The sequence below is a fragment of the Aquibacillus saliphilus genome, assembly GCF_020404745.1.
Taxonomy (GTDB): Bacteria; Bacillota; Bacilli; order Bacillales; family Amphibacillaceae; genus Aquibacillus; species Aquibacillus saliphilus.
On record NZ_JAIZAP010000009.1, the window covers coordinates 111,619 to 126,595 of the forward strand.

Below are 14,977 nucleotides of genomic sequence, written 5' to 3' on the forward strand. Positions count from 1 at the left end.
TATCGATCAACTTTTCAAGTTAATAGATAGATCGTTTTTTTAATAATAAAATAATTTTATATATCTATATAAATTATGAGTATTTTATTAATAGTAAGACTTATTATACAATTTTATTAAACCATGAATCTACACTTATAAATACCAGCTGGAGGTGAGGGATCGTTCGTTTTTAATAGAAATGAAAATTTAGTGTATTGTATTGCACTAATTTCAGGAGAATACTATCAAAGTAAAAGGAGATGTGTATAGTTATGAGTAAAAATTACGATGTAGTGATTGTGGGTGCAGGGAATGCAGCGTTAACAGCTGCAATAGCTGCTAAAGAAAATGGAGCTAGTGTACTAGTCTTAGAGAAAGCTACAAAAGAAATGCGAGGAGGAAATACTCGTTTTTCTGGAGGGATATTCCGTTGTGCGTACAATGGGATCGATGATTTAGTAGAGGTTGTAGATGATAAACATTTAAAAGATCAAGTAACAAGTGCACCATACACTGAAGATGATTTTACTAGTGATATCCAACGTACTGCCGGTGGGAGAGCAGATGAAGAGTTAACTGAGACGCTTGTAAGTCGTTCGTATGACACCGTTTTATGGATGTCTAAATTAGGTATCCCGTGGGAATTCAACCGAGCAGTTGGTACTGTTCAAACGGACGATAAAAAGACTGTCTTGCCATTTGGTGCGGCGGTACGAACTATTCATGAAGGAGTGGGTTTGTCACAAAGCTTGTTCGATATTTCGGAAAGGGCTGGTGTTGATATTGTCTATGAAATAGAAGCGAAACGATTAACAACATCTGAGGATGGCACTATTAGTGGTGTTGAGGTTCGTACTCCGGATGGTTGGGAACATATCACGAGTAAAGCAGTCATCTTAGCAAGTGGTGGATTCCAAGCTAGTCCTGAAATGAGAACGGCTTATTTGGGGCCAGATTGGTCACTCGTTAAAGTGCGTGGAACACGCTATAACACTGGTGAGATGATCCGTGCAGCTATGGACATAGGAGCACAACCTTATGGTGAGTTTTCAGGGAAGCACGCAACACCAATTAATGCTGAAGCTCCAGATTATGGGGATCTAGCCCTAACGGACAAAACAAATCGACTATCTTATCATTACGGCATTATGATTAATCTTGATGGCAAACGGTTTGTTGATGAAGGAGAGGACTTTAACACATATACCTACGCTAAATTTGGAGAACAGATTTTAAAACAAAAAAATGCAATCGCTTTTCAATTGTTTGATAGAAAATCATTTGATCTATTGGAACCTCGTTACAGTACGAGTGACCCGATTGAAGGCGATACAATCGATGAGATAGCTGAGCAATTAAAGTCGAAATATCAACTAATGGGTTTTAATGAAGAGGAATTTATGAATACAGTGAACGAATATAATGGAGCAGTAAAAGAGGGCGAATTCAACCCAACTATTTTAGATGGATCAACAACAGAAGAACTAGCACTTAATAAAACAAACTGGGCGCGTAAAATAACAGACGGTCCGTTTCGTGTTTATCCTGTAACAGGAGGTATTACCTTTACATTTGGTGGTGTACGAATTAACACAGATTCAAAAGTAGTTGATTCTTTAGATCGTCCAATCCCAGGTTTATTTTCAACTGGTGAAATGACAGGTGGTTTTTTCTATCAAAACTATCCGTTAGGAAGTGGTCTTACTCGCGGAGCTGTTTTTGGTAAGCTATCTGGAGAAAATGCTGCTAGTTTTGCGAGAGAGAGAAGTAAAGTCCAAAGCTAAGTTAGTTAGGAAGATAAAATTAGGAGATGGTTTTTGATGAGCCAGTACACACTACCATGTGTTGTTTATCGCGGAGGTACGAGTAGAGGAATATTTTTCCATGAAAAAGACTTGCCAAATGATCCAGAAAAACAAAGACAAATCTTTTTACAAAGTATAGATGCATATAATAATCTCCAGGTTAATGGATTAGGAGGAGGAAATTCACACACAAGTAAAGTAGTTGTTATATCTCCTTCTTTAAAAGAAAACATTGATGTCAACTATACGTTTTATCAAGTGGGGATTGGTGTGGAGGTTGTCGATGATAGAGGAACATGTGGAAATTTAATGGCAGCAGTAGGAGCATTCGCTGTCGACGAAGGACTTGTTGAAGCGGAATATGATGCAGAATTTATTGAAGTTTCTGTATATAACACAAATATAAATAAAAAACTTTTTCTTACTGTACCGCTAGAAAATGGTGAAGCCAAAGTTGCCGGAGACTATTATATTCAAGGATTATCGAAACCAGGGGCTAGATTCAGATTAGATATCTTTAACCCAGGTGGAGGCAAGACAGGAAAGACCCAACCATTAGGAGCGGTGCAAACAGTAAAAACGAAAAATGGCACATATGCCGTTTCTTTTGTAGATGTCGTCAATCCGTGTGTCTATGTTGCAAGTGAAGCACTTGGAATTAATGGAACGGAGTTAAATAGCGAGCTTTCTACACGAGACGATTTACTAGAAGAGCTAGAAGAAATCCGTTGTGATATATCTGTACAGACAGGTATCGCTGACAGTTTAGAAGCTGCACGAAAGGCACCATCAATACCGAAAATTGCTATTGTGGCTAAAGCTCAAGGCTATAAAACCTCAGATGGTAGAGTGATCAATGGAGAAGAAGTAGATATAGTTACGAAAATGCTATCGATGGGAAATTTTCATCGTACATTTGCAGCGAGCTGTTTACATAACGTTGCCTCTGCAGCGTTATTGAAGGAAACAGTTCCGAATCTACTTTCAGAATTAACTGATTGCAGCGAGGAACAAATGATTCGTATTGGTCATCCTGAAGGAATCGTTGAAGTTCGGGTCCGCTTAACAGATAACCAAGACGATGTGGCATTTGTAGGACTTGACCGTACAGCTCGAAAGATTATGAAAGGAGATTTGTTTATCGAGTCAATATCTTAGGAATTTAATAATTATCTGAATGTTTTGATTGATTTTACCAATTACATCCAAATAGGGACTAGAAAGGAGGAACAAGTATTGAGCACAGATAGGATACGGTGCGTTATTATGCGTGGGGGGACGAGTAAAGCACTTTTTTTAAGAGAAAGTGATTTACCAGTCGACCAAAAAAAGAAAGATCAGCTTATTCTTTCTTTATTTGGCTCACCAGATAAGCGGCAAATTGATGGACTTGGAGGAGCTGATCCATTGACGAGTAAATTAGCGATAATTGGACCATCGAATCGTTTAGAAGCAGATATTTCTTATACCTTTGCGCAAGTAGGTATAGAAGAATCGGTTGTTGATTATCGGAGTCTATGTGGAAATATATCAGCTGCTGTTGGTCATTATGCTGTCTTTGAAGGACTTGTTCCAATTATGACTCCTATTACAACTGTATGTGTTTTCAATAAAAATTTAAATAGGATTCTTCGGATCGAAGTCCCGGTTAATGACCAAAAACCACTTGAAGAGGGGGATTACATCACTCCTGGAGTACCCGGATCAGGCGCTAAAATCACTTTGGACTTACGTCATACAGCTGGTGGAACTACAGGTCGTTTGCTTCCAACGGGGTCACCAATTGATATGTTGAATGTATCTGGTGTTGGTGAAATAGAAGCTTCTATTGTTGATGTTGGTAATGCTCATGTGTTTGTAAGAGCAGAGGATTTAGGACTAACAGGAATTGAAACTCCTTCAGAAATTGATCAGAATTCAAAATTAACAGAATACTTAGAGAGTATTCGTGCAACTGCTGCCTACCGTATAGGAATGATAGATGATCCTAAACAATCCAAGAAAAAGAGCCCGGCAACTCCAATCATTGGATTTGTGGCTCCTCCCAAAAGCTATCGAACGTATTTAAATAATATACGAATAAGTACAGATGAAATAGACCTAGTTTCTAGGTTAATGTATATGCAAATCACACATAAAACATATGCAGGTACTTCTACTGTATGTACAGGAGTGGCGGCAAGAATTAAAGGCACGATTGTTCATGAAGTGTCTTCCGGTAGGGATAATATCAGATTGAGGATCGGTCATCCAGCAGGAGTAATTGAAACTGAATCAATCGTTGAACAAATATCTTCAGAATATGTAGTTAAACGGGCAACCATAGGTAGAACAGCACGACGTCTAATGGAGGGATATTCTTTCATTCATTCTTCTATTTAAAGGAAAGAGGGAAGGTATATGAGCTGGTTAGTGAGAGACGATGAAGAAGATCCGATTACAACCCTTAGAAATATGATTAACGAGGATGGTATATTTCAGGTTCCAGGAACACATGATGCAATGGCTGGTTTACTTGCTAAAAAGGCCGGATTTCGTGTCATTTATTTATCTGGTGGTGCATTTTCTGCTAGTATGGGCATGCCTGATGTAGGATTATTCACTCTTACAGAATTAGCAACACGTACAAGAGAAATAACTAGGGCTACAGGAATGCCAATTCTTGTGGATATTGATAACGGATCTAATAGTATATTAAATTTATCCAGAATAATAAAAGAGATAATAGATGCAGGGGCAGCCGCTGTCCAGGTTGAAGACCAAAAACTACCCAAAAAATGTGGCCATTTAAATGGGAAAAGGTTAGTAACAAAAAAGGAAATGATTCAAAAAATTCAAGCGATAAGAAATACAAGTGATAAAATTATCATTGTGGCAAGAGTAGATGCGAAATCAGTAGAAGGTATGAACAGTGCAATTGAGCGGGCAAAAGCCTATGTGAAAGCAGGTGCTGATGTAATCTTTCCAGAAGCATTAGAAACCGAAGATGAATTTAAGCGGTTTGCACAAGAAATTGATAAGCCTTTGCTAGCTAATATGACAGAGTATGGTAGAACACCTTATTACCACATAGATCAATTTAAAGAATGGGGTTATAAAATGGTGATCTATCCTGTTACTTCTTTACGTGTAGCTTCCAAAGCAATCGAAAATGTTTATAATAGTATTCGTGATGAAGGCTCTCAAAAAAATACATTAGATCAAATGCAAACGAGAAAAGATTTATACGAAACGATTAAGTATTACGATTACGAAAAACTGGATAACAATATTGCAAAAACAGTTTTACAAGATATGAAAAATTAGCACCAAAGTGGGAGTGCCTCATTGTAGTTGGTTAGTAATAGAAGAAATTAAAAAGAAGGATTGATTCTAATCTAATAGAATCAATCCTTTTTTGTCATAAATAACGGTTTCATATTCAAACAAAGACTGACTATATTTAAGGATTCATTCATCTAGTAAATTATTCATATGGAATTTTTCGGAAAACAAATCAGAATGCAGTGCATTCCCCTCCTTTAATATAGTATAATTCAGAATATAGAAAATATTTTGCGAAAAGTAAATATCTGATTGGGGAGGATATTGTGCAAGAAAAGGATTGGTATATGATTAAAGTATTGCATGAAGAAAAGCGAATTACAAAGACGGCAGAAAGACTATATATATCTCAACCAGCAATAACTCACCGAATTAAACAAATTGAGAAAGATTATAACATAAAGATAGTTGTTCGTGGAAAGAAAGGAATCCAGTTCACACCTGAAGGAGAATACCTTGTAAATTATTCTACGAGAATGCTCGAAGAATTAAAAAAAATGAAGGAATATTTTCTGAAGTTGGATGGGCATGTACAAGGAACGTTGAGATTGGGTGTATCAAGTAATTTTGCACGTTATAATCTTTCCAGACTATTAAAAGAATTTCATGACCAATATCCAGATGTGAGTTTCAACTTAAGAACGGGATGGAGCAATGAAGTGATGGCGTTACTCCAAAATGATGAAATCCACATGGGAATTATAAAGGGAAATTATAAATGGCCTGATGAAAAGCTATTGATAAGTCAAGAGCCTATATGTATAGTTTCGAAAAATCCTATTAACATGAAAGAATTACCGAAATTAGAACGAATAAATTACAAAACAAATAATGACTTGAAGTCCTCGATCGATTACTGGTGGGAATCTTATTATGCTGTTCCACCACTAATATCAATGGAAGTTGATTCAACGGAAACATGTAAGGAGCTGGTCAAAAATGGGCTTGGATATGCAATTCTTCCTTCTAGTGCTTTAACTGAGGAAAATTCTTTATTATCAATGCCAATATCTATCGATGGGGAAGTTGTTATTCGAAATACATGGCTGATGTATCGAAGTTCTTCAATAGAATTGCCAGTTGTAAGGACCTTTAAGGAATATCTACAGAATAACTAAGGACAAGGAGATAGGATAAAACCACTGAAAAACCATTCCCAAAACTTGTGAAAAAGTAAAAGAAACCTCCTAATATTTGGTGTAAGGGTCTTCTAAAACTAAATGAATATCGGAATAATTTCTATGTTTTACAACGTCCAAGCTTCCTTGCGAAGTTTAGGGTGCATCGATTACAAGGTGTATCACTACTACATTCGCAAAACCTTATATTTTTGTATGTAGGATGGCGAATAAATGAGAGAGATTTTAAAATTTCACGGATTCGGTCGTGCCAAAGGGTACGGTCTAAAAAGCATGTCCAGACATACAAAACTAACGGTATTAGCGGTTAACATAAAGAGGATAGTGGGATACTATCCTCTTTATGCCCTCTCATTTTGTGTTTTTCGCTAAATTAGTGATACAAACAATTTGCCTGGTGATTTCAACCACCCTCGGTACCTTCCAGCGAACCCTGAAATCTGTTCCTCTGTCCCACTTAGTCATAATATAGTAAACTAGAGGTTAGTGAAATTTTTTGATTGCTAATGAATGAGTGCCTTTACATATTAATTACTAGTTCTGGGACAAGGAACCTGTCCCTTTTTCCCAAGGAGGGTCAGCATGAAGCGCGTATTTATTATTTATTTTGTTTTAGTTTCTTTATTTATCACGTCTTTAGGATTCTTTTTTTATTTTTATCAACAAGTACAGACTTTTGACAAAAAATTGACGGAAACAATTTCTACTGAAGAACCTTTATCGAAACATCATTTTGTTTTAGTTGGTGAGGAAATGGATCACGATTATTGGCGATTAGTCGGAGAAGGTGCGAAAAAGGCTGAGTCAACATATGAGGCTATTGTGGAATATGTGGGGCCTAAGCGTTCCAATCCAGAAGAGCAACTAAAGCTTTTTGATATGGCTATTAAATCAAAAGTAGATGGGATCATTGTGCAAGCGCTAAATGACGATTTTACGCCAATGATTAATAAGGCTGTAAAGGAGGGTATCCCGGTAATTACCGTTGATACGGATGCTCCTGAAAGCTTGCGTAGTGCATATATTGGAACAGATAATTACAAAGCTGGTCAGTTAGCTGGTCAAGCGTTGATTGAAGATACTGGTGGAAAGGCTATTGTCGGCATTGTTACCGGTGGGATGGATAATGCGCATCATCAGCACCGGCTAAGACTAGAAGGATTTAAAGATACAATCGCTCAGGTTGAAGGAATCAAGGTTGTCGCATTGGCCGAATCAAAACTGACAAGGGTCAAAGCAGAAGAAAAAGCCTACAAAATGTTAACCGAACATGAGGATATAACAGCATTTTACGGAACGAGCTCATTGGATGGCATGGGCATAGTAGCTGCGGCCAATACGTTGAATAAGCTGAATGATTTGTATGTGATGACATTTGATACATTGGATGAAAATATTCAATTACTTGAAAAAGGAGATATCGATACTATTATTGGACAACAACCTTTTGAAATGGGAGAAAGAAGTATTAAGATTATGCTGGACCTGATCAAGGGAAAGTCCGTCCAAGATGTCTATCAAACAGAGGTAACGATCATTCGTAAATCAGACTTACCCCTAAAGAATAGAGAAAGGGTAGGTTCTCATGATTAAAATTCGTACGAAGTTACTTATTTATTTTGCCACTATTCTTTTTTTAATTGTTTTATCATTTTTAATTAGAGAACAAAGTAACCAGGAAGTAAAGGAACTTTATCAGGAAAATGTAGAATATCTTTTTCTACTGAATGAAATGACGAAGCAGACGAATGAGACATTTCAGTCGCTGCAAATTTTTGTGCATGAACCACTCTCAGAAAATTTAAGCACATATAACGAAGATAAAGAAAATCTCCTCGTGCTAAAAGAGCAGTTTGATGCGAGAGAAAGAGGTGGGATTAAAAAGGAAAATTTCCTGAATATAATGACCGACTTTCTTATCCAAACGGATAAAACGATTGCAGGCGTAAACAAACAAGATATTGAACAATATTCAGCGTCATTAGACGAAGCTGAAAAAACGTCTGGTTATATTGATGAGAAGGCACTTGATTTAATAGATGAGAGACTAACGAATTATCAAGATGTTTCGTTCCTTTTAGATAAAAAAATCACGCAAACAAAAAACATGTGGACAATGATTATTTCTTCTATCATCATTCTAAGTATTTTGTTTGCACTATGGTTTTCTAATGGTATTACTAGAACCATTGAGCGCCTGACAAAGGCAGCACAGGAAATCTCAGCTGGGCGTTATTCGGGCAAGGATGTTGTTGTCTCTACAAAAGATGAGCTTTGGTTTTTAACGAAGACATTTAATGAAATGAAAAAGAATATCCTAGATTCGGTTAATGATATAGAAGAAAAAGCTAGATTAGCCCAACTACTAAAGGAGATGGAATTGAAAAGTTTACAAAATCAAATCAATCCCCATTTTTTGTTTAACACATTAAACGTCATCTCCAAAACGTCTTATATTGAAGGGGCGGAGCGAACGAATGATTTAATTTCATCTATTTCAGCGTTGCTTCGTTATAATATCGGTAATCTGGATCGACAAACGACGCTAAAAGATGAAGTGGAAATTGTAAAGGAATACTTTTTTATTCAAAAGACACGTTTCAAAGACCGTGTGGAGTTTATCGAAAACATTGATCCTAGCTGTTTATCGATCCCACTTCCATGTCTTACGCTTCAGCCAATTATAGAGAATGCGTTTATCCATGGGATTGAAAACATGTCTGAAGGCGCCGAGATTGTATTATCGATTTATGAAAAGAATGAAAGCGTGTGTATCGAAGTAAAGGACAATGGGGTAGGGATGGACCAGCAAACAATCGATCGATTGATGGATACAAGTGACGAGAAAGAGGTTCATGTAGAGAAAAAAGGCTCAGGTCACTCTACTGGAATTGGCATGAAAAACGTGATCAATCGCCTTAGACTATTCCATAAGGATAGTGAAATTAACATTTCTTCAGATCTTGGAAAAGGTACGACAGTGACGATTCGATTAAATAAAATTTAACAGAGCTAGAGGGGATAGTTTATGATAAAAGTGATGCTGGTTGACGATGAACCAATTGAAAGAGAAGGTTTAAGGCTGATACTTGGTAGAAATCGTTCTAATTTTAAAATTGTTGCAGAAGCTCAGAATGGAAAAGAAGCCGTCGAATTTGCGTGCACAGAGAAACCAGATGTAATCTTTATGGATATCAAAATACCAGAATTTGATGGCATCGAAGCAATTAGGAGAATAACTCCGGAGCTTCCCTCTACAAAGTTCATAATGGTATCAGCTTTTGATACGTTTGATTATGCCCGTGAGGCTATGAAATTTGGAATTAAAGAATATTTGTTAAAACCAAGTAAAATTTCTGAAGTGCTAGAAGCATATGACCGAATAGTTGATGAAATTGACACAAAGAAACAAGAGGTTACTGAAAGAAAGCAAATAAATCATCGTCTAGAAAGCGTTAGTTCCTTTATAGAAATGGAATATATTGTCTCTTTTATGATGGATCATGTTCATGAGTTCGACCAAGAGAAGTGGGATGAATGGCTAGACCTCGATGATAAACAAGGATTTGTTTCCGTTTTCTCGTTTGAATCGGACAAAAAACAGCCTAGTCGGGAAGAAAAAAGTCACTGGTACCGGATTTTAAAGCAAACGTTTAACGAACAAAATACCACATGTCTTGTCGGCCCATTAACCGGATTCCAAGTGCCTGTATTGGCACTATTTAGCGATAATCAAGAACTAGACCGTGAAATAAGGGGAGATTTTGTTCGGACGATTATTCATCGTGTTCAAAATAACTTAGAAGATTGTCGGATAAATGCTGGGGTTGGGAGTCTTGTTGTGGATGTTAATCAGTTCTCCGATTCATACAAAGAGGCGATGTATGCATTAGAACTAGTTTGCAATCATCCAAGTGCCTCCTATCTTGTATATAGTGATCAATTGAAACAAAAGCGTGTACAGTTGGTTCCTTTTGAAGCAGAGCGAGAACTGGTTAACGCTATTAAAAAAGGCAATATCCAAAAAGCAATGCAACTGTTTGAGTCCTATTTTTCAACGATTCAAGAAGCTTCAGACTTTCGGGTAAGCGCGGTTCACAAGGCGATGGAGGATTTTTTTATCGTGTTAACAAGATCGATGAAAGAGCTTGGATACAATGAGGATATTCAGACGAGTTTAGGACAACTTGACACATCGATACAAATCAAAGAAGTAGCTAAGGCACATGTATTAATGATTATCGAACGTTTAGAGCAATGGCGATCGACTGGTATCCAGCCCCTACTTTTACAAGCAAAAAATTATATCGATAAATATTATTATAGACCCATCTCGTTGGATGAGGTTGCCGAACAAATAGGGATTAGTTCCTATTATTTAAGTAAACTTTTTAAAGATACCTTTCAAGTTACCTTTATTGATTACTTGACGGATACTCGATTAGAAAAAGCAAAAGAGTTTTTACTAGACCAAAACGTGCCGTTAAAAGAAATAGCACTAAACATCGGTTATAAGGATCCCAACTATTTTAGTCGGGTATTTAAAAAACAAATTGGAATTAGCCCAAGTGACTATAGAACGAAATATCGACAATGAAAAGCAGTGATCCTATGGTCACTGTTTTTTATTTTGAGTACAAGTTTATTTCCTGAAACAAAAAGCGAAAGTGTTCGACAACATGCACCTAAAAATGCCAAGAACTTTAATAAAAATATAGATTTCACAAGATAGTCTAGCTGATAACAAGAAAGTGCAGATGAAAGTGCTATCAGGAATGCGATTACATGATAATTTAGATGTACTGATTAAAGAACATTTTGTTAATATCATAAAAATGAAAACGAAATCTTTTTAAAAAGTAGTTAATTTTAGGGGGATAGTAAGATCGTTTTAGTCGTTCGTAATAAGGCAATCATTAAAAAATACAGCATTAATGTAAGCGTTATAAGAAGAACTTCAACTAGAGAAGGGAGGAAAGAAAGAGAATCTATCTCTTTCTAACAAAAGATGAAGAAAAATAGCTATTTTTATATTATTTTAATTACATTGGTAGCAACACTTGGAGGGCTGTTATTTGGGTATGATACAGCTGTTATCTCAGGAGCGGAGGGTTCGCTTCAAGCATACTTTACAGACAGTCTAGGACTTAGTTCACTTGTTCACGGAATAACAGTATCTAGTGCTTTAATTGGTTGTATTATTGGTGGTTTTGCATCCGGTTTCTTTTCATCAAAATTTGGTCGTAAATATTCGCTTGTATTAGCGGCCTGCTTATTTTTGATTTCAGCTCTTGGATCTGCTTATCCAGAATTTCTATTCTTTACAAAAGGTGATCCAACTATTGCTTTACTGTTTACTTTTAACATCTATCGAATTATTGGTGGTATTGGTGTTGGACTAGCATCAGCAGTTGCACCTATGTATATTGGTGAAATGGCACCCGCGCACATTAGAGGAACATTAGTTTCTTTAAATCAATTTGCAATTATCTTTGGAATGTTAGTTGTTTATTTTGTGAACTGGGGTATTGCTGGCGGGCAATCGTTGGAGTGGTTAAATGATATTGGTTGGCGCTACATGTTCCTCTCAGAAGCAATACCGGCACTATTATTCCTAGGTCTATTATTTACCGTACCGGAGACGCCGCGTTATCTTGTTTCGAAAAATCAAGATGAGAAAGCGATGACCGTTCTATCTAAAATTTACGAGACTACAATGGCGAAAGCAACTATGTTTGAAATCAAGAAATCATTTGATAATAAAGCAAAAGCAAAGCTATTTTCTTTTGGTAAAAAAATCGTTGTCATAGGTATTTTATTATCTATCTTCCAACAATTTGTTGGAATTAATGTGGCACTCTACTATGCACCACGAATTTTTGAAAGCATGGGTGCAGCAAGAGATGCTTCTATGTTCCAGACTATTATTATGGGCTTAGTGAATGTTGTATTTACTCTTATTGCAATTTTCACTGTTGATAAATTTGGACGTAAACCATTATTGATTATTGGCTCAATCGGTATGACTATTGGTATGTTTGGTGTAGCTGGAATGGCTTATACAAACACAATTGGTATTGGTACGTTAATCTTTATCATTATTTATACAGCATCATTCATGATGTCTTGGGGACCAGTGGTTTGGGTACTTATTGCTGAAATTTTCCCTAATAAAATTAGAGGACAGGCTGTCGCAATTGCTGTTGCAGCACAATGGGCAGCGAACTATTTCATTTCTTCCACATATCCAGCGATGATGGAATTTAGTGGCGGATTAACCTATTCATTCTATGGCATTATGAGTCTACTATCCGCAATCTTCATATGGAAATTTGTTCCTGAAACAAAAGGAAGATCATTAGAAGAACTCGAGCAAATCCTAGTTAACTCTAGAAAAGAAAAAGAAGAATCAAAAGCAAAAGTTAAAGCATCATAGGGGTTAAGGGTCAGGTTTCTTGTCCCAAGTATCTAAAAAGACAATTTGCCGATTAGGTAAGTTGTCTTTTTAAATTTGTACTGAAACAGTGATGGAGGATAACATGACTTGACTCGTTTTTGTTTGGTATAATGATGAAATTTCATTTGGTCCATTTTTTAGCCATAGTATAGTAAACTATGGGTAGTAGATATGAATGATACTCTTAATGGGTGAAAAACGAGCGAATGCAGCTAAAGGAGAATAGGAATGGATAGTATTATTTTTGACTTAGATGGTACCTTGTGGGACTCCAGAGATACGGTGGTTCTTGCCTGGAATAACGTATTGAACAAATATAAAGTTAACAAAGAAATAACGAGTGATGATTTAAAGCAAACCATGGGGTTACCAGTTGAAGAGGTCAGCAAACTATTGTTACCTGATGTAGATAAGGAAGTAGCAGAAAAAGTATTAGATGAAAGTTGTGAAGTTGAAAACGGTTATTTAAGTAAACAAGGTGGGCTTTTATATGACGATGTCGAGGACGTATTAACTACTTTATCACAACATTATAAGCTTTATATTGTAAGTAATTGTCAAGACGGTTACATCGAAGCATTTTATCAGTATCATGGTTTAGGAAAGTATTTCTCTGATTATGAGAATCCTGGCAGAACGGGACTTCCAAAAGGAGATAATATTAAATTAATTATCGAAAGAAATCAGTTGATAAATCCTGTTTATGTTGGAGATACAAAAGGTGATCAACAGGCAGCGAAACATGCCGGAGTTCCTTTTGTTTATGCAAGGTATGGATTCGGTGAGGTAACTGGGCACGATCATGCTATTGATAGATTTGATGAACTTTTAGATATGTACATGTAACGACGATTCTCATGAGAGCGGCTCTGTCCTAATACTAATTAAAGTAGGGTGTTCGTTACAACTGACCATCATTTAAAAAATAAAAGTGCCAGGTTCCTCATTTGAACAAAATGTTCGTACAAGGAATCTGGCGCAATATTATTGAGCTGTTAATCCACCGTCAACGACAAACTCAGAACCAGTACTATAACTAGATTCATCAGAAGCAAGAAATAGTACGAGATTGGAAACCTCTTCAGGCTTAGCAATTCTTCTATTAGGGATAGATTTTGCAAACTCCTGAATTTGTTCTTTGGCATCTCCTTGTGCAATCATTGGTGTTTCAATCACACCTGGATGGACAGAATTAACACGGATATCATAATGAGCTAAGCCAAGAGCAGCAGCTTTACTCATTCCTCTAACTGCAAATTTAGAATCGGTATAGCCTATCGCGCCTCCCACTAAACCATTAATGGAAGAAATGTTAACAATCGAACCGCCATTTCCTTTTTTCATAGATGGAATCACGGTTTTCATACCAAGAAATACAGATACTTGATTAATATCGATAATTTTTCGATACTCTTGTTCCGAGATTTCTTCGATTGATTTGCTCATCGAAATACCAGCGTTATTTACTAATACATTTACAAAACCAAAAGTATGTTCCGTCACAGCAACTGCTTCTTGCCAGTTTTCTGCTTTCGTGACATCAAGCTTGACAAATGTAGCATTCTCTCCAAGTTCTAAAGCTAAGGCTTGCCCTTCTTCTACTAGAATATCAGCAATCACTACTTTAGCACCCTCGTTCACAAATAAACGAGCATGAGAGGCTCCCATTCCTCTTGCCCCGCCTGTAATAAGAGCAACTTTGTCTTGTAATCTTCCCATCAAATTCCTCCTTGTTCTAATTAATAACGTATTTCCGCGAAAACTAGTCTGCTAATCGGTGCAATACTATATAGCAGGTAGAAGACGTTTATTTCGTAACAGGATGAAGTTCCTTAAGTTTATTTGCAATGTTATCAGTTAGTTCAGTTGCTGTTTTTGGTACGAATGATTTAAGGATTGGATTAATCATCGGACCCATCATACCAGCAGCTGTAATATCAAGATTACCTGTCATCTTCGTTTGGGTATCAGAGATGGCCTCAGCCTTGAAATACCCATTTCCTGCAAAATTTTCATTTAATCCTTTTAAGTCAAAGGTAACTAAGTCAGGTTCCTGCCACTTGGTGATATCAATTTGTAGGCTCACTTTCTTTTGCATGATCCCAATGTCACCTTTAAATTTCCATGTCGATTGTGTTTCACTCAGTATTTGATGTTCAATGTACCCGGGTACCAAAGGCGCCCAATTGTTCATTTCACTAATGAAATTCCATATCGAATCAATCGATAGATTTAATTGTACTTCATGTGTTCCACTTGGCATGATTTAA

General features: G+C 36.6%; 12 protein-coding genes. 10 read left to right on the forward strand and 2 right to left on the reverse strand.

Going from position 1 to position 14,977, the window contains the following annotated elements; translation table 11 throughout:
- Positions 1 to 254 precede the first annotated feature (254 nt).
- The 10 genes from tcuA to LD272_RS10990 all read left to right on the forward strand — a co-directional run bounded on the left by tcuA (position 255) and on the right by LD272_RS10990 (position 13,553).
- Positions 255 to 1,766 (forward strand): FAD-dependent tricarballylate dehydrogenase TcuA, encoded by a 1,512-nt coding sequence (gene tcuA / locus LD272_RS10945; RefSeq protein WP_226036656.1) that lies wholly within the window; start codon positions 255 to 257, stop codon positions 1,764 to 1,766.
- A 36-nt stretch (positions 1,767 to 1,802) separates the two neighbouring features.
- Entirely contained in the window at positions 1,803 to 2,945 is a 1,143-nt protein-coding gene (locus LD272_RS10950) for a PrpF domain-containing protein (protein WP_226036657.1), read from the forward strand.
- Between the two features lie 78 nt (positions 2,946 to 3,023).
- The gene (locus LD272_RS10955; RefSeq protein ID WP_226036658.1) at positions 3,024 to 4,169 is read left to right on the forward strand and encodes a 2-methylaconitate cis-trans isomerase PrpF family protein; all 1,146 of its coding nucleotides are present in this window, start codon (positions 3,024 to 3,026) and stop codon (positions 4,167 to 4,169) included.
- 18 nt (positions 4,170 to 4,187) lie between these two features.
- The gene (prpB, locus tag LD272_RS10960) at positions 4,188 to 5,093 is read left to right on the forward strand and encodes a methylisocitrate lyase (RefSeq protein WP_226036659.1); all 906 of its coding nucleotides are present in this window, start codon (positions 4,188 to 4,190) and stop codon (positions 5,091 to 5,093) included.
- Positions 5,094 to 5,377: 284 nt separating this feature from the next.
- The gene (locus LD272_RS10965) at positions 5,378 to 6,229 is read left to right on the forward strand and encodes a LysR family transcriptional regulator (RefSeq protein ID WP_226036660.1); all 852 of its coding nucleotides are present in this window, start codon (positions 5,378 to 5,380) and stop codon (positions 6,227 to 6,229) included.
- Positions 6,230 to 6,832: 603 nt separating this feature from the next.
- Positions 6,833 to 7,843 (forward strand): sugar-binding protein, encoded by a 1,011-nt coding sequence (locus LD272_RS10970; protein WP_226036661.1) that lies wholly within the window; start codon positions 6,833 to 6,835, stop codon positions 7,841 to 7,843.
- Entirely contained in the window at positions 7,836 to 9,257 is a 1,422-nt protein-coding gene (locus LD272_RS10975) for a sensor histidine kinase (RefSeq protein ID WP_226036662.1), read from the forward strand. Before LD272_RS10970 ends, LD272_RS10975 begins: the two co-directional genes overlap by 8 nt.
- A gap of 21 nt (positions 9,258 to 9,278) precedes the next feature.
- Positions 9,279 to 10,847 carry a response regulator gene (locus tag LD272_RS10980; protein WP_226036663.1) on the forward strand — a complete coding sequence of 523 codons (1,569 nt, stop codon included), beginning with the start codon at positions 9,279 to 9,281 and terminating at the stop codon, positions 10,845 to 10,847.
- Positions 10,848 to 11,258: 411 nt separating this feature from the next.
- Complete coding sequence (gene xylE / locus LD272_RS10985) at positions 11,259 to 12,686, forward strand: D-xylose transporter XylE (RefSeq protein ID WP_226036664.1); 1,428 nt, start codon at positions 11,259 to 11,261, stop codon at positions 12,684 to 12,686.
- Between the two features lie 249 nt (positions 12,687 to 12,935).
- The gene (locus LD272_RS10990; protein WP_226036665.1) at positions 12,936 to 13,553 is read left to right on the forward strand and encodes an HAD family hydrolase; all 618 of its coding nucleotides are present in this window, start codon (positions 12,936 to 12,938) and stop codon (positions 13,551 to 13,553) included.
- A gap of 138 nt (positions 13,554 to 13,691) precedes the next feature.
- On the opposite strand, the gene LD272_RS10995 is transcribed toward LD272_RS10990, so the two are convergent.
- Positions 13,692 to 14,426, reverse strand: a complete 735-nt coding sequence (locus LD272_RS10995; protein WP_226036666.1) for a glucose 1-dehydrogenase — start codon at positions 14,424 to 14,426, stop codon at positions 13,692 to 13,694.
- A gap of 88 nt (positions 14,427 to 14,514) precedes the next feature.
- Positions 14,515 to 14,970: an SRPBCC family protein gene (locus tag LD272_RS11000; RefSeq protein ID WP_226036667.1), complete on the reverse strand. Its 456-nt coding sequence runs from the start codon at positions 14,968 to 14,970 to the stop codon at positions 14,515 to 14,517.
- Between the last annotated feature and the right edge of the window lie 7 nt (positions 14,971 to 14,977).